The 21,664-nt window shown below is 68.8% G+C and carries 19 protein-coding genes; 6 read left to right on the top strand and 13 right to left on the bottom strand.

Annotated features, from left to right (window positions below; all coding sequences use genetic code 11):
- The first annotated feature begins 75 nt into the window (after nucleotides 1-75).
- Entirely contained in the window at nucleotides 76-2,331 is a 2,256-nt protein-coding gene (locus E0H75_RS03830) for an NACHT domain-containing protein (protein WP_238162805.1), read from the top strand.
- Here the strand turns inward: E0H75_RS03830 and E0H75_RS03825 are convergent.
- Entirely contained in the window at nucleotides 2,321-3,454 is a 1,134-nt protein-coding gene (locus E0H75_RS03825; RefSeq protein ID WP_238162803.1) for an MFS transporter, read from the bottom strand. The two genes, E0H75_RS03830 and E0H75_RS03825, sit on opposite strands and share 11 nt — an antisense overlap.
- Nucleotides 3,455-3,509: 55 nt before the next feature.
- Between E0H75_RS03825 and E0H75_RS03820 the strand changes: the two genes are divergently transcribed.
- Nucleotides 3,510-4,244, top strand: coding sequence for an AraC family transcriptional regulator (locus tag E0H75_RS03820; RefSeq protein ID WP_131511617.1), 735 nt, complete (start codon nucleotides 3,510-3,512; stop codon nucleotides 4,242-4,244).
- Here E0H75_RS03820 and E0H75_RS03815 read toward each other — a convergent pair.
- From E0H75_RS03815 to E0H75_RS03770, 10 genes are all read right to left on the bottom strand, one after another.
- Complete coding sequence (locus E0H75_RS03815) at nucleotides 4,217-4,828, bottom strand: TetR/AcrR family transcriptional regulator (protein WP_131511616.1); 612 nt, start codon at nucleotides 4,826-4,828, stop codon at nucleotides 4,217-4,219. The two genes, E0H75_RS03820 and E0H75_RS03815, sit on opposite strands and share 28 nt — an antisense overlap.
- Entirely contained in the window at nucleotides 4,821-6,389 is a 1,569-nt protein-coding gene (locus E0H75_RS03810) for an AMP-binding protein (RefSeq protein WP_131511615.1), read from the bottom strand. The genes E0H75_RS03815 and E0H75_RS03810 overlap by 8 nt, the downstream gene beginning before the upstream one ends.
- A gap of 49 nt (nucleotides 6,390-6,438) precedes the next feature.
- Nucleotides 6,439-7,596 carry an acyl-CoA dehydrogenase family protein gene (locus E0H75_RS03805; protein WP_131511614.1) on the bottom strand — a complete coding sequence of 386 codons (1,158 nt, stop codon included), beginning with the start codon at nucleotides 7,594-7,596 and terminating at the stop codon, nucleotides 6,439-6,441.
- Nucleotides 7,593-9,551 (bottom strand): ATP-binding protein, encoded by a 1,959-nt coding sequence (locus E0H75_RS03800; protein WP_131511613.1) that lies wholly within the window; start codon nucleotides 9,549-9,551, stop codon nucleotides 7,593-7,595. Before E0H75_RS03800 ends, E0H75_RS03805 begins: the two co-directional genes overlap by 4 nt.
- Nucleotides 9,552-9,558: 7 nt before the next feature.
- Nucleotides 9,559-11,112 (bottom strand): acyl-CoA carboxylase subunit beta, encoded by a 1,554-nt coding sequence (locus tag E0H75_RS03795; RefSeq protein ID WP_131511612.1) that lies wholly within the window; start codon nucleotides 11,110-11,112, stop codon nucleotides 9,559-9,561.
- Nucleotides 11,109-12,230, bottom strand: a complete 1,122-nt coding sequence (locus E0H75_RS03790; RefSeq protein WP_202872815.1) for an acyl-CoA dehydrogenase family protein — start codon at nucleotides 12,228-12,230, stop codon at nucleotides 11,109-11,111. The genes E0H75_RS03795 and E0H75_RS03790 overlap by 4 nt, the downstream gene beginning before the upstream one ends.
- A complete protein-coding gene (locus tag E0H75_RS03785) occupies nucleotides 12,227-13,939 on the bottom strand; it encodes an acyclic terpene utilization AtuA family protein (RefSeq protein WP_131511610.1) in 1,713 nt (570 codons plus the stop codon). The genes E0H75_RS03790 and E0H75_RS03785 overlap by 4 nt, the downstream gene beginning before the upstream one ends.
- Nucleotides 13,936-14,724 carry a TIGR03084 family metal-binding protein gene (locus E0H75_RS03780; protein WP_131511609.1) on the bottom strand — a complete coding sequence of 263 codons (789 nt, stop codon included), beginning with the start codon at nucleotides 14,722-14,724 and terminating at the stop codon, nucleotides 13,936-13,938. The genes E0H75_RS03785 and E0H75_RS03780 overlap by 4 nt, the downstream gene beginning before the upstream one ends.
- A 74-nt stretch (nucleotides 14,725-14,798) precedes the next feature.
- Nucleotides 14,799-15,911, bottom strand: a complete 1,113-nt coding sequence (locus E0H75_RS03775; protein ID WP_131513003.1) for an FAD-dependent monooxygenase — start codon at nucleotides 15,909-15,911, stop codon at nucleotides 14,799-14,801.
- Between the two features lie 72 nt (nucleotides 15,912-15,983).
- A complete protein-coding gene (locus E0H75_RS03770; RefSeq protein ID WP_131511608.1) occupies nucleotides 15,984-16,724 on the bottom strand; it encodes a GntR family transcriptional regulator in 741 nt (246 codons plus the stop codon).
- A 169-nt stretch (nucleotides 16,725-16,893) separates the two neighbouring features.
- Between E0H75_RS03770 and E0H75_RS03765 the strand changes: the two genes are divergently transcribed.
- From E0H75_RS03765 to E0H75_RS03755, 3 genes are all read left to right on the top strand, one after another.
- A complete protein-coding gene (locus E0H75_RS03765) occupies nucleotides 16,894-17,208 on the top strand; it encodes a hypothetical protein (protein ID WP_131511607.1) in 315 nt (104 codons plus the stop codon).
- Nucleotides 17,208-17,789, top strand: coding sequence for a carboxymuconolactone decarboxylase family protein (locus E0H75_RS03760; protein ID WP_131511606.1), 582 nt, complete (start codon nucleotides 17,208-17,210; stop codon nucleotides 17,787-17,789). Before E0H75_RS03765 ends, E0H75_RS03760 begins: the two co-directional genes overlap by 1 nt.
- Before the next feature lie 63 nt (nucleotides 17,790-17,852).
- A complete protein-coding gene (locus tag E0H75_RS03755; RefSeq protein WP_131511605.1) occupies nucleotides 17,853-18,494 on the top strand; it encodes a hypothetical protein in 642 nt (213 codons plus the stop codon).
- Here the strand turns inward: E0H75_RS03755 and E0H75_RS03750 are convergent.
- Together E0H75_RS03750 and E0H75_RS03745 are read right to left on the bottom strand one after the other, a co-directional pair.
- The gene (locus tag E0H75_RS03750) at nucleotides 18,491-19,858 is read right to left on the bottom strand and encodes an NAD(P)/FAD-dependent oxidoreductase (protein WP_131511604.1); all 1,368 of its coding nucleotides are present in this window, start codon (nucleotides 19,856-19,858) and stop codon (nucleotides 18,491-18,493) included. The genes E0H75_RS03755 and E0H75_RS03750 overlap by 4 nt on opposite strands.
- Nucleotides 19,843-20,325: an Lrp/AsnC family transcriptional regulator gene (locus E0H75_RS03745; protein WP_131362315.1), complete on the bottom strand. Its 483-nt coding sequence runs from the start codon at nucleotides 20,323-20,325 to the stop codon at nucleotides 19,843-19,845. The genes E0H75_RS03750 and E0H75_RS03745 overlap by 16 nt, the downstream gene beginning before the upstream one ends.
- Nucleotides 20,326-20,472: 147 nt before the next feature.
- Between E0H75_RS03745 and E0H75_RS03740 the strand changes: the two genes are divergently transcribed.
- Complete coding sequence (locus E0H75_RS03740) at nucleotides 20,473-21,663, top strand: polyamine ABC transporter substrate-binding protein (protein WP_131511603.1); 1,191 nt, start codon at nucleotides 20,473-20,475, stop codon at nucleotides 21,661-21,663.
- Nucleotide 21,664: the final 1 nt, after the last annotated feature.

Here is a 21,664-nt window from a genome sequence, read left to right as displayed (position 1 = left end):
CCGCAGTGCCGGATCGCCAGGTGGACTCGCGCTGGGACAGGCCCGGTCGGCTAGTACGCCGCTACGCTCCGGGGAGTGAGGATTCGGGATGGGATGCTGCGTGCCGTCGTGCTCGTGCTGACCGTGTCGCTCACGCTGGTGCTGCTGCCGATCGCGATCAACGTCGGCACCGGTGGCACCGCACCCGGCTTCCTTGCGCCGTACGCGGACTGGACCTGGCCGGTGATCGGTGCGCTCTGGCTGGTCGCGATCGTCACCGCCCTGTTCGAGTTCCGCAGCCGCCGTCTCCCCACCGTCTCCGGCCGCTCCGCCGACCAGCCGCGCAACCGGACGAACGCGCTGGCTCGCGTCGACCTCTACCTGTCCCAGCGCGTGGCCGGGTCACTCGCCTCCCGCACTCGCATCGCGCTGGCCCTCGACGAGCGTCCCGAAGCCGTCATCCGCCCGTACGACCTCCTGGTCCAGCCGCTCGACAGCTCACCCCGACCGGTCTCCGACGACACCGACATCGGCACGGTGTTCGACCAGTTGCAGGACTCGATGCTGATCCTGGGCGCACCAGGCGCCGGCAAGACCACGCTGCTCCTGGAGCTCGCCCGTGCCCTCGCCGAGCAGGCGCACGCCGACGAGAGCAAGCCGATCCCGGTGCTGATCGATCTGGCCGGCTGGACCGCGCAGCCGTCGCGGAAGGACGACGACGAGCCGGCGAACAGTCCGCTCCTGGCCGGCTTCGTCCGCTGGCTGCTGGGCGAGCTCGACAACCGGTACGGCATCCCACCCGCCGTCGGCCGCACCTGGCTGCGCCGCGGTCGGCTGGCACTCCTGCTCGATGGTCTCGACGAGATCGCCAAACCGAGCCGCGCCAGGCTCGCACCCGTCCTCGAGGAGCTCCGCCACCGCTACCTGGTCGGCAGGCTCGCCATCACCTGCCGCACCCAGGACTACGAACTGCTGCCCGACCAGCTCAGCCTGCACGGCGCTGTGCACATCAGGCCGCTCACCAGGCAGCAGGTGTTCGACTACTTCGCCGCTGTCGGTCCGGACCTCGATGGTGCACGCGTGGCGATCGAGCAGGACGACGAACTATGGGACCTGGTCAACTCACCGCTGATGCTGAACGTGATGATCCTCGCGTACCACGGCCGCGTGCCGGAGGAGGTCGTTGCCGGCGGTGTGGCCGACCTGCGGCGCGAGCTGTTCGACACCTACATCAGCGAGGTTCTGGCCAGGCACCGCTCGACCAGCCGCCAGTACGACTCCAGAACCGCGGTCCGCTCACTCTGGTGCCTGGCGTGGTGGACCCGCAGCCGTGCCGGCGACCGCACCGCCGTACCGCGATGGCTGATCCCCAACGGCTGGTACGGACTGTCCCTGCCGGAGGTGGACTACCTGACTCACGCGGTCAGCCTGCCCGCCATCTTCGCCGGGCTCGCCGCCGGCGGGATGCTCGTGACGCTCGCGCAGTACGGCGTACTCGCCGGACTGGCCGTGGCCGGGGCGGCACTGCTGCTCGTGCACATCAAGCCGCACCCGTGGCAGGCGCTCATGACCGACGGGCCCAAGCCGCAGCGGGCGCCACTGCTCTTGCTCACCCTTGTTCTGAGTACGGCGAGCACGGTCGTCCTGATCGTCGCCGTGATGGGACTGATCGAGTTCCTCCCCGTCTGGCTGGCGCTCGGTGTCGAGGCGGCCGCGATCGCAGCGTCGTACGTCGTCGAGCAGGTGGTCTCCCACAACAACCGGCGTCGGTCGCTGCTGGGAGTCCGGTTCGCTGTGGTGATCGCGGCCGGCTGGTCGACGCTCAGCCTCGGTGATCGGCCCGACAGCTTCGCAACCGGTCTGGCGATCGGACTGCTCGTCGCGCAAGGCATCCGGCTGGTCAAGTCGCTACCGACCGACCACGTAGTTCAGCAGCCGGCTGGACATGGTTGGTGGATGGATTCGTGGGTGCTGGGCGGTGCAGTCGCCGGATTCCTGCTGACCGTGGCGTTCGGCGCCGATCTGACCTCCCCTGACCTCGAAGCCGTGGCAGGTGTGATCACCGGCGCTGTCGCCGCGAAGGCGTGGCGTCGTCGCCCACCGCTGTTCGCCGGACCGCTCTCCCGCCTGCTGCACGACTTCCTGCTCCGCTGGACCGGCTATCTCCCCTGGCGCCGCCGCGCCTTCCTCAGGTACGCCGCCGACCGGTACGTACTCGCCCGCACCGGACGCGGCGAGTACTCCTTCATCCACCTGCTCGTCCGCGACCACCTGGCCGAGTGCTCCCCCAACCACCTGGCCGAGAAGGTCGACCGCCGCATCGCCCAGCGGGCGACCGCCGCTACTCGGTAGCGGGTTCGTTCAGCGCGAAGCCCATCAGGCAGCCGGTCAGGACCAGCGCGATCAGCGGGCTGAGCGCGACGCGCAGCGAGGTGTGTTCGGCGATCGTGCCGAGAACCGGAGTGGCGACCCCGCCGATGCTGACGGCGAGACCGAGCGTCATACCGCCCGCGGTGCCGACCCGGCCGGGGAGGAAGTCCTGGCCGAGGGTGACGTGCAGCGAGAACGGGATCGACATCGCGATCGCGGTCAGCGCGAGGAACCCGAAGAACGCCGGACCGGGCACGAACACAAGACACGCGATGGCCGGTACGGCGACGGCGTACGACGTCCGCATCGTCCGGACCCGCCCGTAGCGGGTGGCGAACCGGCCACCGAGCAGCGTGCCGAGCGCGCCGGCCGCGAACAGCACGAACAACGCCACCCCACCGGTCGTCGTGCCGCCGCCAACCCGCTGACCGGCGTACAGCGCGATGAAGGTGCCGAGGCCGACGAAGACGATCGAGCGGCAGATCATGATCGCCGACAGCCGCAGGAACGACGGCCAGTCGTCACTCCCGGCCCGATCCAGTCGGTTGCCTCCAGCAACCAAGCGTGCGGATCGGACGGCCAGCCTGGTGATCACCGCACCGACCAGAGCCGGTACGACGAGGAGCGGAGTCAGCGACAGTCCACCAACCGCCATGATCGGCGTGACCAGCACCGGCGCCAGCGCGAAACCGACGTTCCCGCCGACCGAGAACCAACTCATCCCGACATGGCTGCCACCGCTGACCGTGCGCGCCATCCGCGCCGCCTCCGGGTGATAGGCGGCGATCCCGAGCCCGGACAGCGCGGCCGCCAGCCAGTTCAAGAGGTACGTCTCGCCGACGCCGACCAGCGCGATCCCGAGTCCCGCCGTCGTCATCGCGACCGGGATCAGCCAGGCCAGCGGACGCCGGTCGGTCAGTACGCCGAACACCGGCTGCACCACCGAGGACAACAGCGTCGCGGCCAGCGTGATCCCGGACACCGCGACGTACCCGAGCCCGCGCTCGGCGACAAGGAAGGGCACCAACGCCGGTACGGCGCCTTGGTACACATCCACGCACGCGTGCCCGATCGCCATCAGTCCGATCGGTCGAAGTCTCAGCACACCGTCGATCGTTGCCGCCGAGCGTGCTGTCCGGCTTCCGATAAAATGCCAACCTATGCCGGAAACCCGCCAGCTCCGTCCCGCGAACACCGGAATCCGGCCGATCCCGGCCGGCGGTGCGATCGAGGCGCACTGGCACGACCGGAACCAGATCGTGTACGCCGGCCGCGGCGTCCTCTCGGTGACCACCGACGCCGGCAGCTGGATCGTCCCGGGGACCAGAGCGATCTGGGTCCCGGCCGGCACCCTGCACGAGCACCGCGCGTACGGCGAGACCGCGCTGCACACCGTGGGACTCGAGGAGAACCCACTGGGCCTCGACGCACCATCAGCCCTCGTCGTGAGCCCACTCCTGCGGGAACTGCTCCTCACCTACACGTCAGACGAAGAGGCGGACGCGGATGAACGGCGGCGGCTCCACCTGGTACTGCTCGATCAGCTGAGGCGATCGCCTCAGCGTCCGACGTATCTGCCGACACCCAGAGACGCACGGCTGGCCGCCGTCTGCGACCTGCTACGTGACAATCCCGCGGACCCCAGAACGCTGACCGAGCTCGGCCGGGAGGTCGGCGCGAGTGAGCGGAATCTCAGCCGGTTGTGCAGGACGGACCTTGGCATGACCTTCCCACAGTGGCGGACGCAGCTCCGGCTGCACCAGGCGCTCAGGCTGCTGGCGACCGGGGAGTCGGTGACCCGGGTCGCGCATCAGTGTGGCTGGGCGTCGACGAGTGCCTTTATCGACACGTTCCGGGCGGCGTTCGGTCACACGCCAGGAGCGCGCAGAGCCTGATCGAGGATCCGGCTCCACTGCCGGACGATGCCCTTACGGCGTGCGCTGTCGTCAGTGAGCAGGTCGGCGAGTCCCAACCCGCGGGCCATGTCCAGCACGCCCTGCACGGTCTCCCGTACGCCGGGAGTCCGTTCACTCACCTCCAGCACTTCCAGTAGAGCGCGGTGGGCCTGGCGTCCCACATGTGCTTCCAGCCGGACGATCTGGGTCCGCAGCGCGGCCTCCGTCGATGCCGCGACCCACAGATGCAGCGCGGCCCGGAAGAGCGGTCCGGTGTAGACGTCCGCCAGCATCCCGACGATCGCCTCGGTCCGCGCCGGTCCGCTGGGCAGTGCGGCCGCCTGCGCCTTGATCTCCGCCAGCCGCACTTCGGTCATGTACTCGACCGCTGCCTCGAACAGGTCCGCCCGCGTCGGGAAATGGTGCTGGGCGGCGCCTCGCGACACCCCGGCCCGGGTGGCCACGACACTCACCGTCGTCGCGGCGTACCCGACCTCGGCGAGCGACTCCACGGCCGCCTCGAGCAACCGCTGCCGAGTGGCCCGGCTGCGGTCCTGCTGGGGTGCCTTGAGGACCTCACTCACGGGCGGCAGCCTCGCGCGCCCGGAGTTCGCGCCGCAGGATCTTGCCCGACGCCGCCTTCGGTACGGCGTCGATGAACTCCACCTGCCGGATCTTCTTGTACGGCGCCACCCGGGCGGCGACGTACTCGATCACGTCGTCGGCGGTCAGTTCGACGCCGGGCATCGGCACCACGAACGCCTTCGGTACCTCGTTGCCATCGGCCTGGACGCCGATCACCGCTGCGTCCGCGATCCGGTCGTCGGTGAGCAGCACGGCCTCCAACTCGGCCGGCGGCACCTGGTATCCGTGGTACTTGATCAGTTCCTTCACCCGGTCGACGACATACAGGTAGCCGCGCGCGTCCATCCGGCCGATGTCGCCGGTGTGCAGCCAGCCGTCCCGGTCGACGGTCGCGTCGGTCTCTGCCAGGCGGCCGAAGTACCCCTTCATCACCTGCGGCCCGCGGATCCAGATCTCGCCGGTCTCGTCGTCGCCGACATCGTTGCCGTCAGCACCGACCAGACGCATCTCGGTGGACGGGAAGAGCTTGCCGACGGCACCGGGCGGCGGCTCCGGGTCGTCCTGCGGTACGGCGTGCGTTCCCGGTGACAGTTCGGTCATGCCATAGGCCTGCAACACCGCGTGCAGGCCGAGCCGCTTCGCACAGGCCTCGGCCAGCTCGCCGTCCAGCGGCGCCGCCGCCGACGTCACGTGCTTCAGCGCGGACAGATCGACGCCGTCGACCGCCGGGTGCTTCGCCAGCGCCAGCACGACCGGCGGCGCCACGAACGCCCGGGTGATCCTTTGCTGGTCGAGCGTGGTCAGGAACTGCTGCAGCTCGAACTTCGGCAGCACCACCACGGTCGCGCCGAGCCGCAAGGGAAGGTTCATCAGCACCGAGAGGCCGTAGATGTGGAAGAACGGCAGGATCGCGATGATCCGCTCATCCTCCCCGAGCGTGATCATCGGCTCGGCCTGCGCGATGTTGGTGGCGATGTTGCGGTGCGTCAGCATCACGCCCTTGGCCACCCCGGTCGTCCCGCTCGAGTACGGCAGGACGGCGACGTCGTTCGCCGGATCGATCGAGACCTCCGGCTCCGGCCCGGTCGACGCGAGCAACTCCATCACCGAGCGGTACCCCTCGGCGCTGTCGCAGACGAAGATCTCGGTCACGTCGGTGCCTTCGATCGCCGCCGTCGCGACCGGCAGGAACAGCGAGATCGTCACCAGCAACTTCGCCTTCGAGTCGACCAACTGCTTGTGCAACTCGTCGGCGGTGTAGAGCGCGTTCACTGTGGTGACGGTCGCGCCGGCGCGAGTGGCGCCGTAGAAGACGACCGGGTAGAGGATCGTGTTCGGGCTGTAGAGCGCGATCACGTCGCCGTGCCGGATGCCGAGCTCGGCGAGGCCGGCCGCGACCCGGCGGGTCATCGCATCCAGCTGGGCGTAGCTGAGCTCCTTGCCGGTGATGCCGTCGACCATGGCCGGCCGATCGCCGTACTCCGGGGCCCGGCCGAGCACGGCGTCGTGGATGGGTACGTCGAGGACCTCGACGGGTGGGAACTGGCTCGTGATGATCATCGGCGGGGATCCTCTCCTGGCCCGGTGGTTGATCAGACTGTGGCGGACCTCAGTAGGACTTGGGTAGCCCCAGCGAGTGCTGGGCGACGAAGTTCAGGATCATCTCGCGGCTCACCGGCGCGATCCGGGTGGCGCGCGCGGCCGCGACCAGCGAGGCGACGCCGTACTCCACCGTCATGCCGTTTCCGCCGAGCGACTGGACCGCCTGGTCGGTGGCGCGGACCGCGACCTCGCCGGCGGCGTACTTCGCCATGTTCGCGGCCTCGCCTGCGGCCAGGTCGTCGCCGGCGTCGTACAGCGCAGCCGCCTTCTGCATCATCAGCCGAGCCAGCTCGAGCTCGATCTTGATCTGCGCGAGCGGATGCGCGAGGCCCTGGTGAGCGCCGATCGGAGCCTTCCAGACCTGGCGCTCCTTGACGTACGCGGTCGCCTTGTCGAGCGCGTGCCGGGCGATGCCGACCGCGAACGCCGACGCCATGATGCGCTCCGGGTTGAGCCCGGCGAACAACTGCATCAGAGCGGCTTCCTCGGCGCCGACGAGCGCCTCCCGCGGCAGGTGTACGTCGTCCAGGAACAGCGAGAACTGCTTGTCCGGGCTGATCAGATCCATCTCGATCTGCTGGAACTCCACGCCCGGTGCGTCGACGGGGACGATGAAGAGGGCCGGCTTGAGCTTGCCGGTCCGGGCGTCCTCGGTACGGCCGACCACGAGCACGGCCTGCGCGACGTCCAGGCCGGAGATGAAGACCTTCCGGCCGGACAGCGACCAGCCGTCGTCGGTCCGGCGCGCGGTCGTGGTGATCTGGTGCGAGTTCGATCCGGCGTCCGGCTCGGTGATCGCGAACGCCATGATCGTCGTACCGTCGGCCAGACCGGGCAGCCAGCGCTGCTTCTGCTCGTCGGTGCCGAAGCGGGAGATCACAGTGCCGCAGATCGACGGCGAGACGACCATCATCAGCAGCGGAGAACCAGCCGCGCCGAGCTCCTCCAGCACGATCGACAGGTCGGCCATGCCGCCGCCTCCGCCGCCGTACTCCTCGGGCAGGTTCACCCCGAGGTAGCCGAGCTTGCCGGCCTCCAGCCAGAGTTCGGTCGTGTGCCCGCCGGTCCGCGCCTGCTGGTTGAACCACGCATAGCCGTACTTCTTCCCGAGCTCGCCCACTGCCTTCCGCAGTGCTTGGCGTTCCTCGGATTCCACGAAGCTCATGCTTCCTCCCCAACGACTGCCAGTACGGCGCCGACCTCGACCTGTTGACCTGCTTCGACCCTGAGCTCACTGAGTACGCCGTCGGCCGGGGCGGAGATGGTGTGCTCCATCTTCATCGCCTCCAACCAGAGCAGCGGCTGTCCTTGCTTCACCTCGTCACCCACCTGCACGCCGACCCGGATCACCGTGCCCGGCATCGGGGCGAGCAACGACCCCGGCGACACCTGCTGCGACGGATCCGTGAACCGCTCCACCGGTGTCAGTGCCACCGACCCGAGCGACGAGTCCACACACACCAACCCGTCGTACGTGCCGACGTGGAAGGCCCGCCGTACGCCGTCGACCTCCAGCACCACCCGCTCCGGCGCGGAGTCCACGAGCGCCATGTTGCCGTCGACAACCAACCCGTCCCGGGTCAGCCGATATTCGATCGCAACGGTCACGTCACCAACGCGATAGGCATTCCGCTGCGGCTGCGACGGTACATTCCGCCACCCGGCCGGCACCCGCACCGGCCCGACCCGCCCGGCGGCATCCGCCAATGCAGCAGCCAAGGCCGACGCCCGCAGCACCTCCGCACCAACCGCGACACCAACACCGTGCTTCTCGAAGAACGCAGTATCGGTCTCCCCAGCAAGAAACGCCGGATGCCGCAGAACCCACACCAGCAGATCCCGGTTCGTTTGCACGCCGTGGATCGTGGCGCGGGTCAGCTCGGCTGACAGTCGGCGCGCGGCCGACGTACGGTCAGGCGCCCACACGATCACCTTGGCCAACATCGCGTCGTAGTACGGCGAAACCTCCGAACCATCCTCAACCCCCGAGTCCACCCGCATCCGCGGCCACCGACCGGCCCCGCTTTCCGGAACATTCTCGCCACCAGGCGCCAACTTCTTTCCGGAAAGCGCGAACCGTCGAACGACACCCGTCTGCGGCTGCCAGTCCTGCGCGGGATCCTCCGCGTACAGCCGCACCTCGATCGCATGGCCGACCGTCGGGGGAGGCTTGGGCGGGAGGTGAGCGCCGGTGGCGACTGCGAACTGCAGCTCCACCAGGTCCAACCCCGTGGTCTCCTCGGTGACCGGATGTTCGACCTGGAGCCGCGTGTTCATCTCCAGGAAGTAGAACGCGCCGCCCTCGTCTGCCAGGAACTCGACTGTGCCGGCGCCGACGTACCCGATCGCGGCCGCTGCCTTCCGCGCCGCGTCGAACAGCTCGGCCCGCATCGACGGGATGCGCTCCACCAACGGGGACGGGGCTTCCTCGACCACCTTCTGGTGGCGGCGTTGGATCGAGCATTCGCGTTCGCCGACCGCCCAGATCGTGCCGTGCTGATCGGCCATGATCTGGACCTCGATGTGCCGCCCAGCCGCGAGGTACCGCTCGCAGAACACCGTCCCGTCACCAAAGGCAGACAGAGCCTCAGCAGACGCAGCTTCGATCTCACCCGGCAGATCCGCCAACCGCGAGACCACCCGCATCCCACGCCCGCCACCACCGGCCGATGCCTTCACCAGCACCGGCAAGTCGTCCACAGAAACCTCGGCCGGCGTCAGCTCGGCGAGCACCGGCACCCCGGCGGCCGCCATCAGCTTCTTCGCCTCGATCTTCGAGCCCATCGAGGAGATCGCGTCCACCGGCGGCCCGATCCACGTCAGCCCGGCGTCGATCACCGCCTGCGCGAACCCGGCGTTCTCCGACAGGAACCCGTACCCGGGATGCACCGCATCCGCGCCCGCCTTCAACGCCGCCTCGATCACCAACTCACCACGGAGGTAGGTGTCAGCAGGCGCGTTCCCCGGCAGCTGCACCGCCGCATCCGCCTCACCGACGAACGGCATCGCAGCGTCGGCAGTCGAATGCACCGCGACCGTCGACAGGCCGAGCGACCGCGCGGTCCGGAAGATCCGCCGCGCGATCTCGCCCCGGTTCGCCACCAGAACACTTGTCAGCATGTGTACCTCACATCCTGAAGACGCCGAAGGAGGAGGTGCCCTCCACCGGTGCCGAGTGGATCGCGGACAGACAGATGGCCAGGACTGTCCGGGTGTCGCGTGGGTCGATCACGCCGTCGTCGTACAGCCGGCCGGAAAGGAACATCGGCAAGGATTCCGCTTCGATCTGGCCTTCGACGTAGGCGCGCATCTTGGCGTCGCCGTCCTCGTCGTACGGCTGGTTCTTCGCGGCTGCGGCGGCTCGTGCCACGATCGACAGGACGCCCGCCAGCTGCTGCGGACCCATCACCGCCGACTTGGCCGACGGCCAGGCGAACAGGAAGCGCGGATCGAAAGCCCGGCCGCACATCCCGTAGTGGCCGGCGCCGTACGACGCGCCCATCAGGATCGAGATGTGCGGGACCTTGGAGTTCGCGACCGCGTTGATCATCTGCGCGCCGTGCTTGATGATCCCGCCCTGCTCGTACTCCTGCCCGACCATGTAGCCGGTGGTGTTGTGCAGGAAGATCAACGGCGTGTTCGCTCGGTTCGCCAGCTGGATGAACTGAGCCGCCTTCTGCGACTCCTCGCTGAACAGTACGCCGCGCGCGTTGGCCAGGATGCCGACCGGATACCCGTGCACGGACGCCCAGCCGGTCGCCAGCGACGACCCGTACAGCGGCTTGAACTCGTCGAACACCGACCCGTCCACCACTCGCGCGATCACGTCCCGCGGATCGAACGGGATCTTCAGGTCCCCCGGCACGATCCCGAGCAACTCGTCCTCGTCGGACAAGGGCTCGTCGTACGCCGGAGCCGGCGGCGGACCGAGCTTGCGCCAGTTCAGCCGCGACACGATCTGGCGGCCGAGCCGGATCGCGTCCTGCTCGTCGACCGCGAAGTAGTCCGCGAGCCCGGACTTCCGGGCGTGCATCGAGGCGCCACCGAGCGACTCGTCGTCGGCGTCCTCGCCGGTCGCCATCCTCACCAGCGGCGGACCGGCCAGGAACACCTTCGCGCCGCCGTCGACCATTACCACGTAGTCGCTCATGCCCGGGATATACGCGCCGCCGGCAGTCGAGTTGCCGAACACCAGCGCGATCGTCGGAATCCCTTCCGCCGACAACCGGGTCAGATCGCGGAACATCGCGCCGCCCGGGATGAAGATCTCCTTCTGCGTCGGCAGGTCCGCGCCACCCGACTCGACCAGGCTGATCACCGGCAACCGGTTCGCCCGCGCGATCTCGTCCGCCCGCAGGGCCTTGCGCAGCGTCCACGGATTGCTCGCGCCGCCCTTCACGGTCGGATCGTTGGCCGTGATCAAGCACTCGACGCCTGACACCACGCCGATTCCGGTCACCAGGCTGGCGCCGACGGTGAAGTCCGACCCCCAGCCGGCCAGTGTCGACAGCTCGAGGAACGACGAGTCCCGGTCGAGCAGCAACTCGATCCGCTCCCGGGCCAGCAACTTGCCGCGCTTGTGGTGCCGGTCGACGTACTTCTCGCCGCCGCCGGCCAGCGCCTTGGCGTGCTCGGCCTCCAGCGCCGCCAGCTTCTCCAGCATCGCCTCGCGATTGCTCATGCGGTGAACCCCAGTCGTTTGGAGGCCAGGCCGGTCAGGATCTCGGTGGTGCCGCCGCCGATGGCGAGGATCTTCTGGTCGCGGTACTGGCGCTCGACCTCGGCCTCCCGCATGTAGCCGAGACCGCCGTGCAACTGCAGTGCCTGGTCGCACACCCACTGCCCGGCCTCGACCGCCGTGTTCTTGGCGAAGCACACCTCGGCGATCACGTCCTCACCAGCCTCTGCCCGCCGGGCGACCTCCCGAACGTAGACCCGCGCCACGTCGATCCGGCGAGCCATCTCGGTCAGCGTGTGCTGCACGGTCTGCCGCGAGATCAACGGCCGGCCGAACGTCTCCCGCGCCCGGCACCACTCCACCGTCAGGTCGAGCGCCCGCTGCGCACCGGCGTATGCCTGGACCGCGAGCGTCAGCCGCTCGGCCACGAAGTTCATCGCGAGCTGGACGAACCCGGTGCCTTGGGCCCCTACCAGGTTGGCCACCGGCACCCGGACGTCGGTGAACGACAACTCAGCCGTGTCCGAGCACAGCCAACCCAGCTTCTCCAGCTTGCGCGACACCGCGAACCCGGGGGTCCCCTTCTCGATCACCAACAGGCTGATCCCGTGCGCGCCCGGACCGTCCGTCCGGACCGCGGTCGTGACGAAGTCCGCGCGGCAGCCGGAGGTGATGTACGTCTTCGCACCGTTCACGACAAACACGTCACCCTCGCGCCGAGCCGTCGTACGGATCGACGCCACATCCGATCCACCGTCAGGTTCGGTGATCGCCAGCGCGCCGATCAGCGCGCCGTCGAGCGTCGGCCGGACCCACCGATCGATCTGCTCCTGGTTGCCCGCAGCAACGATATGCGGAAGCGCGATCCCACAGGTCAGCAGCGAAGCGACCAGCCCACCAGATCCGCCGGCGTAATGCATCTCCTCGACTACTGCGATCGCGTCGAGCAACGAGCCGCCGCCACCGCCGACCGCTGCGGGGAACGCGACGCCGAGCATCCCGATCTGGCCGGCCTTCTTGTGCAACTCACGCGGCAACTCGCCGTCTCGCTCCCACCGCTCCAGCTGCGGCATCACCTCGGCGGCCATGAACCGCCATACGGTCTGCCGGTAGTCGTTCACAGCAGCACCTCCGGTACGTCGATGTACCGCGAGCGCAGCCATTCGCCGACCGCCTTCGCCTGCGGGTCGAACCGTGCCTGCGATGCGACGCCCTCACCCAGCAGTCCCTCGACGACGAAGTTCACCGCCCACAGATTCGGCAGGACGTAGCGCGTCACGGTCAGCGGCTGGGTCTCCGGGAGCAGCTCCTGGAACAGCTCGACCGTCAGCGTGTGCGCGATCCACCGCCAGGTCTTCTCGTCCCGCACCCAGACTCCGACGTTCGCATCGCCGCCCTTGTCGCCGGACCGCGCGCCGGCGATCCGGCCGAGCGGGACCTCGCGCGTCCGCGGACGCCCGCTGAACGCCAGTTGCGGCAACGGGATCGGCAGTTCGATGTCGTCGACCGGGCTCAGGGGCTGCGTCTCCATCGCGGGGTCGACGACCTTCCGTGTCCCGTCCGGCCGTACGACGGTGTGCTCGACCTCGTGGATGCCGACGTATCCGGCCCGGAAGACGCCGTACGGCGATCCGTCGCCAGGCGGCGCGGTGACATGGAATCCGGGGTAGCTCGCCAGCGCCAGCTCGATCGCGGCGCTGGAGAACGCGCGGCCGACGACCTTCGGATCCGGGTCCTTGACCGCGCACCGGAGGAATACGCTGGCCTCCTCCTCGGACGCCGCGTTCGGCTTCTCCGTCCAGGCCAGCGTCCACTGCAGGTCGGTCGGCCGCTTCGGCAGCGCCTGCTCGAGCTGCCGCTGAACCAGCTCGGCCTTCTCCTCCAGTTGGAGCCCGGTGAGCACGAAGTCCACCTCGTTGCGGAACCCGCCGACGCTGTTCAGCGACACCTTGTACGTCGGAGGCGGCGGCTCACCGCACACCCCGGAGATCCTGACCCGGTCGGGTCCGTCGGTGTCGAGCTCGATCGTGTCCAGCCGGGTGGTGACGTCCGGACCGGCGTACCGGGCGCCGGTGATCTCGTAGAGCAGTTGCGCCTTGACCGTGTCGATCGTGACCGCGCCGCCGGTGTTGTCGTGCTTGGTGATCACGCTGCTGCCGTCGGTGTGGATCTCCGCGATCGGGAACCCGGGCCGGCCGAGGTCGCGGATCTCGCTGAAGAACGAGAAGTTCCCGCCGGTCGCCTGGCAGCCGCACTCGATCACGTGGCCCGCGGCCACGGCGCCCGCGAGTTCGTCGTACTGCGTCCGCTTCCAGCCGTGGTGGGCGGCGGCGGGGCCGACGATGACGGAAGCGTCAGTGACGCGGCCGGTCACGACGACGTCCGCGCCGGCCTGCAGTGCTTCGGCTATGCCCCACGCACCGAGGTAGGCGTTCGCGGTCAGGGGCTCGCCGAGGTCGAGTTCGGCTGCGCGTGGCAGGAGGTCGTCGCCTTCGACGTACGCGATCTTGGGGTGCAGACCGAGGCGGTCCGCTAGCTCCTGGATCGCCTGAGCGAGGCCGGACGGGTTGAGGCCGCCGGCGTTGCTGACGATCTTGACGCCACGGTCGAGAGCTTGGCCGAGGCCGGTCTCGAGTTGTTTGAGGAACGTACGTGCGTACCCGAGCGACGGGTCCTTCAGGCGGTCCCGCCCGAGGATCAGCATGGTCAGCTCGGCCAGGTAGTCGCCGGTCAGCACGTCGAGCGGACCGCCGGTGAGCATCTCGTGGACCGCGCTGAAGCGGTCGCCGTAGAACCCGGACGCGTTGCCGATCCTGATGGGCGCGGTCATCCGAACTGCCCCCGTTCCCGGCCCTTCCCCGGCGGCCCCGCGAACGCCTGGATGATGCCGAGCCACTCCTCCGCGTCCGCTCCGTCAGCCTGTACGGCGAGATCGTCGCGATGCCGGCGTTGTGTCGCCAGCAGGCAGAAGTCGAGCGCCGGGCCGGTCACCCGCTGCGCGGCGTCGTCCGGACCCCAGGTCCAGGTCTGGCCGTCGGGCCCGGTCAGTTCCACGCGGAACGGTTCGGCGGGTGGGGTGCGGTCGTTCAACAGGTAGGCGAAGTCGCGGGTGCGGACGGCGAGGTGGGCGACGTGACGCAGCCGACTACTCGGCTGGCGGTGGACGCCGAGCGCGTCGACCACGTCCTGACCATGTGCCCACGTCTCCATCAACCGTGCCGTCGCCATCGAGGTCGGGCTCATCGGCGGGCCGTACCAGAGCACTCGCTCGCCCGGCGCGACCTTCTTCAGCGCGTCAGCGAGCTCGGCGCGGGTCTCCCGCCAGTACGGCAGGAGCTGGTCGGGTGGCAGTGCCGCGGTCTCGGCGGCACCCTCGTCGACGTACCCGGTCGGGTTCGCGGCCGCCTTCTGCAGTGAGGCCTTGAAGCCGTCGGGATCAGTGGCGGCGAGATGCGCGGCCTCGTCGGTCCAGGCGAGGTGGGCGATCTGGTGCGCGATCGTCCAGCCCTCGGCCGGGGTCGGCGTCGCCCAGGCCTCGGCGGCGAGTCCACCGACCAGCCGGTCCAGCTCCGCACTCTCGGCCCACAGGTCCGCCAGCACTTCGTCCAGTTGCACGCTGCACTCCCTGGGTGGGGATCGTGCAGCCGAGACTGGCACGGCCCGGAAAAAGAATCAAGTGTGCTTGTTTTCTACCTCGGCAGCTTCGGCGGGGTCCAGTCGGCCCACTTGGCGGTCGCCTCCCGCCACGCCTTCGGCGGGATGAACCGGGCCGCGAGCATCAGCCCGGAGTGTGCGAGCGCGTTGGTGTTGGAGTTCCGCTTGACCGAGTCGCGGGCTTCCGCTGCCATCGGCTGCACCCGGGCGCGACGATCGCGGTCGTAGCGCGGCAGATCGTCGTCGGCCAGCGCCGCGGCGAGGACCACCGCATCCTCGATCGCCTGGCACGCGCCCTGCCCGAGATCCGGCGGCATCGCGTGCGCCGCGTCGCCGAGCAGCACGACGCGATCCTTCACGTACGTCGGCACCGGGTCGATGTCGATGATGTCGTTGTACAGCACCTGATCCGGTGGTGTGGCCGCGACCAGCGCCGGGATCGGGTCGTGCCAGTCCCCGACCCGGTTCAGTACCTCGCGCCGGTCGTCGGCGTACATCTGGTTGGGCTGATCGGCGTTCACGGTGACGAACCAGTAGACGCGCTCCCGCGGCAACGGGAGTACGCCGACCTGCACGCCACGACCAAGCGTGAGCGACTCCTGGACCGGCCACACCGACTCCGGGGGCGTCACGCCCCGCCAGACCGCTCGGCGCTGGAAGACCGCGTCGCCGGACCACAACGTCCGCCGCGTGATGCTGTTGACGCCATCGGCCGCAACCACGAGGTCGGCGGTCAGTTCCTCACCCGAGCACATCACCGTGCCGTCGGACGACACCGCGGTCACCTCGGCATCCGTGTGCAACATCGAGTCGGGCAGTTGCTCCCGCAGTACGTCGTGCAGATCCGCGCGATGGATCGCGAGAACGCCAACGTCCTCCGGGTGATTGCGCCGTACCCAACGGCCGTTCGGAGTCAGGATGTTGCCGCGCGAGACTGTCTTGACGGTGCGGTCGGTGACATCCAGGTCGAGTGCCCCGAGCGCCCGAACCGCATTCGGCCAGAGCGTCAGGCCGGCGCCCACCTCGGCGATGATCGGCGCCCGCTCCAGCACGCTGACCGACCACCCGATCCGCCGCAACGCCACCGCCGCAGCCAATCCACCGATCCCCGCGCCGACAACCAGCGCATTCCGCTCACCGATGCCCATGCGCCGGACGTTACTTGGTAGGGCGTCCCCGAACGCACCGGGGCAAGGCACGCTGGTCCACTCGAATGTGGTTCACAGGCCCTTGGCGTTGGCTCGGGGGGTGGGGGTGGTCCGGAGTTCGGTGGTGAAGGCGTAGCGGTCACCGCGGTAGAGAGCCGACGTGTACTCGAAGACTCGGTCGCGGCGGTCGAAGCTCACGCCGTGCAGGGCCAGGCACGGTTGGGTGGTGGGGATGCCGAGCCAGGAGGCGGTCTTCGCGTCGGGCATCACGGGTTCGAGGCGGGAGGTGCCGCTGACCAGGTCGATGCCGTAGCGGTTGGTGAGCAGGTCGTAGAGGGAGCCGTTCAGGTCCTCGGCCTGGAGACCGGGCACGTACGCCGCGGGCATCGTGGTGCGCTCTACGACCATCGGGAGATCGTCGGCGAGGCGGAGGCGGGTGAACGCGATGATCGGGTCGCCGACCGGGATCCGCAGCCGTCGCGCCGCGGCCCGCTCGGCCTTCTGGTGGCGGAACTCCAGCATCTTGCTGCCCGGTCTCATGCCGCGCCGGCGGATGTCCTCGGAGAAGCCGATCATCCCGAGCCAGCGGGCGACCTTCGGGCGGGTGGTGTAGGTCCCGCTGCCGTGGCGGCGGACCAGGAGCTCCTCGATCACGAGCTCGTCAACGGCACGGCGCAGCGTCATCCGGGCGACGTTCCAGCGCACCGCCAGTTCGCGCTCCGGCGGGAGTGCGGCACCCTCCGGCAGCGTGTCGATCAGGCTGAGCAGCAACGCCCGGATCTCGGCGGCCTTCCCGGGCAGCGAACTGTGCATTGGTCTTGCGTAACACTCCGCGGACCCCACCGTGAACCCTTTCCACCGCCGTCGAAGTCAGATCAACTAGACCAATTACCACCTTCTTCGGGTGGATGTCGTGTTCGGCGGCGTGCCGATCGTCATATACATGTGAGCAGACAACCGAGATCGAGAAGCGGAGTGCGCCGTGCCGGCTGAGGACAAGAAGCAAGTAGCGCACCGAGCCCTGGTGGATCGCGTGCTGACCGGACAGGGAGCGGCGTCCCCGGAGGATCGGGCCCGTGCCTTCGGCAACGCCGACGGACCTGCGCCCTTGCAGGCGCTGATCGGCAAGGTCGCGATGACGCCGTCGCAGGTGACCGACGCGGACTTCGCCGCGGCCAAGGCAGCTGGCTTCAGCGAGGATCAGCTGTTCGAGCTGGTGGTGTGTGCTGCGGTCGGCCAGTCCACCCGGCAGTACGAAGCAGGGCTGGCGGCGCTCGCCGAAGGGGAGGCCGGCTGATGCGACTCGAGATCCTGAACAGCGGCTACAAACCCGGAACCAAGCTGCTCTTCGCGATGATCCGGCTGTTCTCGCGGCAGCCGGTGCCGGACGCCGCCAAGCTGGTCTTCTACCGGCCCGACTTCTATGGCAACCGCGCCAAGGTGTTCACCCACGAGGCGATGCGCGGCCCGTCCGGGTGGTCGGTCGGCGACCGGGAGCTGATGGCGGCGTACGTCTCGAAGGTGAACCAGACGGCGTTCTGCATCGGCGCACACACCGCGACCGCGAGCCAGGCGTATCAGGACGGGCCACGGGTCGCCGCGGTCCTCGACGACCTGGAAACGGCCCCCGTCGAGAACGGGCTGCGGGCAACGCTGCGGATGCTCGGCAAGCTGACCCGAGAGGGCAAGGTGGGCGCCGAGGACATGCGGGAGGTTCTGTCCGCAGGTGTCTCACCCCAGCAGATCAAGGACGCATTGGCGGTCTGCACCGCCTTCAACATCACCGACCGCCTGGCCGACGCCTTCGCCTTCGAGGTCCTCACCCCAGAAGGCTTCGACGCAGGAGCCAAGTACCTCCTCAAGCGGGGATACCAATGAGGTAGTTGACGGATCATGGTGATTACGGTGAGTGGGGCTGTGATCACTAGGGTGGGTCGGGTTATGGATCTCAGGACTCCGATCAGTACCGTCGTGCCGTCGCTCGACGGGCCCGTGCTCCAGGTGCTGGCGCGTAGCGACGAGGGACTGTCCGGACGGCAGATCCACAAGCTGGCCGGCACGGGCAGCGTCGCGGGTGTGCGATTGGTGCTGCAGAGGTTGGCGACGACCGGGCTCGTGCATGTGGACGACCTCGGCAACTCGTTGCTCTATCGCCTCAATCGCCGGCACCTGGTCGCCCCGGCGGTCGAGTTCCTCGCGGATCTTCGCAGTACGTTGGTCAGCCGGCTCGCGGACGAGATCAGCGCCTGGCGGATCCCGGCGGTGCACGCCAGCCTGTACGGCGCGATCGCCCGCGGCGACGGTGACCTGGACAGCGACGTGGACCTGCTGTTGATCCGCCCGGACCACCTCGACGCCGGTGACGTGCTGTGGGAGGAACAGGCGGGCCGGCTGATGCAGACCGTCGTCGACCTGACCGGCAATCCGGCCCACGTGTTCGAGCTCAGCCGCACCGAGCTGACCGATCACCTCACCACCGAGGAGCCGATCCTCAACGACTGGATGCGTCCCAGCATCCAGCTCACCGGCCGCCCGCTCGCATCCCTGCTCGAAGAGGGCACCACCCAACTAGCGCTCCGCTAGCGGCCTGTCAAGGGCGCCATCAGGCGAGCGATCCGGCTGTCCCGGCCGGTCACGCGTTCCTCGGTGTCGGCGAAGTTCATCGCGCGCAGCCCGGCGTTGATCCCGAGCCAGCGCAGCGGCTCCGGCTCCCAGCGTCGCGACCGATGCCCCACCCACGGCAGTCGCACCAGCGCGGTGTCGCGCCCGAGGATCAGATCCGTCAACGTCCGCCCGGCGAGGTTCGTCGTACTGACGCCATCGCCGACGTACCCGCCGGCCCATGCCAACCTGGACCCGCGATCGAACCCGACCGACGCACACCAGTCCCGCGGTATGCCGAGAGGCCCACCCCAGGCATGCGTGAACCCAACGTCGTCCAGCCCGTCGAACAGCTCCCGCAACGTCGCCTGCAACACCTTGAACACACGCGGCACCTCGTCGTACGACGCCTTGACCCGCGAGCGAAAGTGGTACGGCGCCCCGCGCCCACCGAACGCGAGTCGCCCGTCGGCGGTCCGCTGCCCGTAGATGATCAGATGCCGGTGATCGCTGAACGTCGGCCGATCGGCCAACCCGATCCGCTCCCAGGTCGCGTCGTCGAGCGGCTCGGTCGCCACCATCAACGAGTACACCGGCGCCACTGCCCGCGACTGCCCGTCGAGCGCCGGCGTGAACCCCTCGGTCGCCCGGACCACCACCTCGGCACGGACGACGCCGTACGGCGTGATCGCACGGCCGGACTCGATCGCGGTCACCGGAGTGTTCTCGTGGATCGTCACCCCAAGGCCCTCCACCACAGCGGCCAGTCCACGCGCCAGCTTGCCCGGATGGATCGCGGCACAGTGTGGTGTGAAGGTTGCCCCGAGCACCTTTGTGGCCCGCGCGTGTGCCGCGACCTCGTCCGCCTCGAGGAACCGCAGGTCACCAGGTCCCCAGTCGTGCGCTTCGCCCACCTCGGCACGGGCCCGGGCGAGCTGGGCCTTGGTCCGCGCGAACACGATCGTGCCGCCCTTGTGGTAATCGCAGTTGATGCCCTCGGCAGCGGTCACCAGCCCGACCTCGTTGACCGTCGCCTGCATCGCCCGGTGCAACTCGATCGCCGACGCACGGCTCGATCCGGGCAGCGCCGCCAGCCGCCGCGACGAGACCGGGAACAACGCGGAACACCAACCCCCGTTGCGGCCCGACGCTCCGAACCCAGCGGTCTGAGCCTCGAGTACGACGATGCGCAGGGACGGATCGGCTTTCGCGAGGTAGTACGCGGTCCACAGGCCGGTGTACCCGGCGCCGACGATCGCCACGTCGGCGTGCCGGTCACCCGCGAGCCCGGGGCGTGCGGCCGCGGGCTCGGTCGTCTCGGCCCAGAGGATCAGCGCACACCCCACGAATACGTCTGTTTGACCAGCTTCAGGTAGACGAACGTCTCGGTCGCCTTCACACCCTCGATCCGCCGGACCCGCTCCGACAGCACCTGCAGCAAGTGCTCGTCGCTCTCGCACAGCACCTCGGCGAGCAGGTCGAACGAGCCGGCCGTGATCACGACGTACTCGACCTCGTCCATTTTCGCGAGCTCGTCGGCGATCGGCTCCAGCGAACCCTCGGCCTTGATCCCGATCATCGCCTGCCGGTCGAAGCCCAGCTCGAGCGGATCGGTGACCGCCACCACCTGCATCACACCGGCCTCGGTCAGCCGCTGCACCCGCTGCCGCACCGCGGCCTCGGACAGCCCGACCGCCTTGCCGATCGCGGCGTACGAACGGCGCCCGTCCTTCTGGAGTTGCTCGATGATCGCCTTCGAGGTGTCGTCCAGCAGCGCCTGGTTCTTGTCGGAGTTCCCCGTTCGCACAGCCACCCGGAGATCCTTTCAGGGTTACCTGGTGTAAGCAAGTCAATGCAGCGGAATTCGTTGCAAATCGGGCTATTACCTACGGAATCCCTTGTCTCGATCTATTCTGTTTGACAGTATCGCCCGCGACAGACGCATCCGGGGAGGTGTGCGATGAGTCTTCGTCAACAATCCGTCGTGGGGCGCCGGACGGTTCTTCGCGGAATGTCGCTGTCCGCCCTCGGCCTGGCCGGGGGCTCGCTGCTGACCGGGTGCGGCATCCCGGCGGCGAAGCAGAGCGCCGGCTCCTGCGTCAGCACCGATCTGTCCGCGGAGCAGAAGACACTGATCTTCTCGAACTGGCCGAGTTACATCGACGAGGACGAGGAGAACAGCAACGCGGTGCCGCCCACCCTGGCCGCGTTCCAGAGCGAGACCGGCCTCAAGGTCAACTACACCGCCGACGTCAACGACAACGCCGAGTTCTATGCCAAGGTGCGCGACCAGCTCGGCACCTGCCAGCCCTGTGGCCGGGACCTCTTCGCGCTGACCGACTGGATGGCGGCCCGGATGATCGGTCTGGGCTGGATCCAGAAGCTCGACCACGCGAAGGTCCCGAACGTCGACGCCAACCTGCTCGAGCAGCTCCGGTCGCCGAGCTGGGACCCGAACCGGGACCACAGCGTGCCCTGGCAGAGCGGCCTGACCGGGATCGCCTACAACGCCAAGGTCACCAAGGAGGTCGGCAGCTTCGAGGACCTGCTCAGCCGCGACGACCTGAAGGGCCGCATCACCTTGCTGTCCGAGATGCCGGACACCATGTCGTTCATGCTGCGCCTGGTCGGGGCGAACCCGTCGAACTTCAACGACGCCGAGTGGAGCAAGGCGCTGCAGCGGCTCGAGGACACCGTCGCGTCCGGTCAGGTCCGGCGGTTCACCGGCAACGACTACGTGCAGGACCTGAACGCCGGCAACATCGCCGCCTGCGAAGCGTGGTCTGGCGATGTGATCGCCATGCAGGCCGACAACGCCGACATCAAGTTCGTGGTGCCCGAAGAGGGCCTGGCGCTGTGGTCGGACAACCTGATGGTGCCGAACAAGGCCTCCCACAAGGCGAACGCCGAGGCGCTGATGAACTACTACTACGACCCGGAGGTGGCCGCGACGCTCGCCGCCTGGGTGAACTACATCTGCCCGGTGCAGGGTGCGCAGAAGGCGATGGAGTCGATCGACCCCGAACTGGTCGAGGACCCGCTGATCTTCCCCGACCAGGAGATGCTCGCCAAGACGTTCGCCTTCATGCCGCTGGACACGAACCAGGCCAAGCTCTACGAAACCGACTTCAATCTCGCGATCGGCGGCTGAC

The sequence above is a fragment of the Kribbella capetownensis genome, assembly GCF_004331485.1.
Classification (GTDB): domain Bacteria; phylum Actinomycetota; class Actinomycetes; order Propionibacteriales; family Kribbellaceae; genus Kribbella; species Kribbella capetownensis.
This window is presented reverse-complemented; position numbering and strand designations above follow the sequence as displayed.

Bases quoted from the DNA above. Each gene is read 5' to 3' on its own strand.
- E0H75_RS03805 (WP_131511614.1), bottom strand. From the start codon at position 7,596: ATGAGCTTCGTGGAATCCGAGGAACGCCAAGCACTGCGGAAGGCAGTG.
- E0H75_RS03755 (WP_131511605.1), top strand. From the start codon at position 17,853: ATGGATCTCAGGACTCCGATCAGTACCGTCGTGCCGTCGCTCGACGGG.
- E0H75_RS03785 (WP_131511610.1), bottom strand. From the start codon at position 13,939: ATGACCGCGCCCATCAGGATCGGCAACGCGTCCGGGTTCTACGGCGAC.
- E0H75_RS03795 (WP_131511612.1), bottom strand. From the start codon at position 11,112: ATGAGCAATCGCGAGGCGATGCTGGAGAAGCTGGCGGCGCTGGAGGCC.
- E0H75_RS03775 (WP_131513003.1), bottom strand. From the start codon at position 15,911: ATGGGCATCGGTGAGCGGAATGCGCTGGTTGTCGGCGCGGGGATCGGT.
- E0H75_RS03820 (WP_131511617.1), top strand. From the start codon at position 3,510: ATGCCGGAAACCCGCCAGCTCCGTCCCGCGAACACCGGAATCCGGCCG.
- E0H75_RS03760 (WP_131511606.1), top strand. From the start codon at position 17,208: ATGCGACTCGAGATCCTGAACAGCGGCTACAAACCCGGAACCAAGCTG.
- E0H75_RS03810 (WP_131511615.1), bottom strand. From the start codon at position 6,389: ATGATCATCACGAGCCAGTTCCCACCCGTCGAGGTCCTCGACGTACCC.
- E0H75_RS03740 (WP_131511603.1), top strand. From the start codon at position 20,473: ATGAGTCTTCGTCAACAATCCGTCGTGGGGCGCCGGACGGTTCTTCGC.
- E0H75_RS03770 (WP_131511608.1), bottom strand. From the start codon at position 16,724: ATGCACAGTTCGCTGCCCGGGAAGGCCGCCGAGATCCGGGCGTTGCTG.
- E0H75_RS03800 (WP_131511613.1), bottom strand. From the start codon at position 9,551: ATGCTGACAAGTGTTCTGGTGGCGAACCGGGGCGAGATCGCGCGGCGG.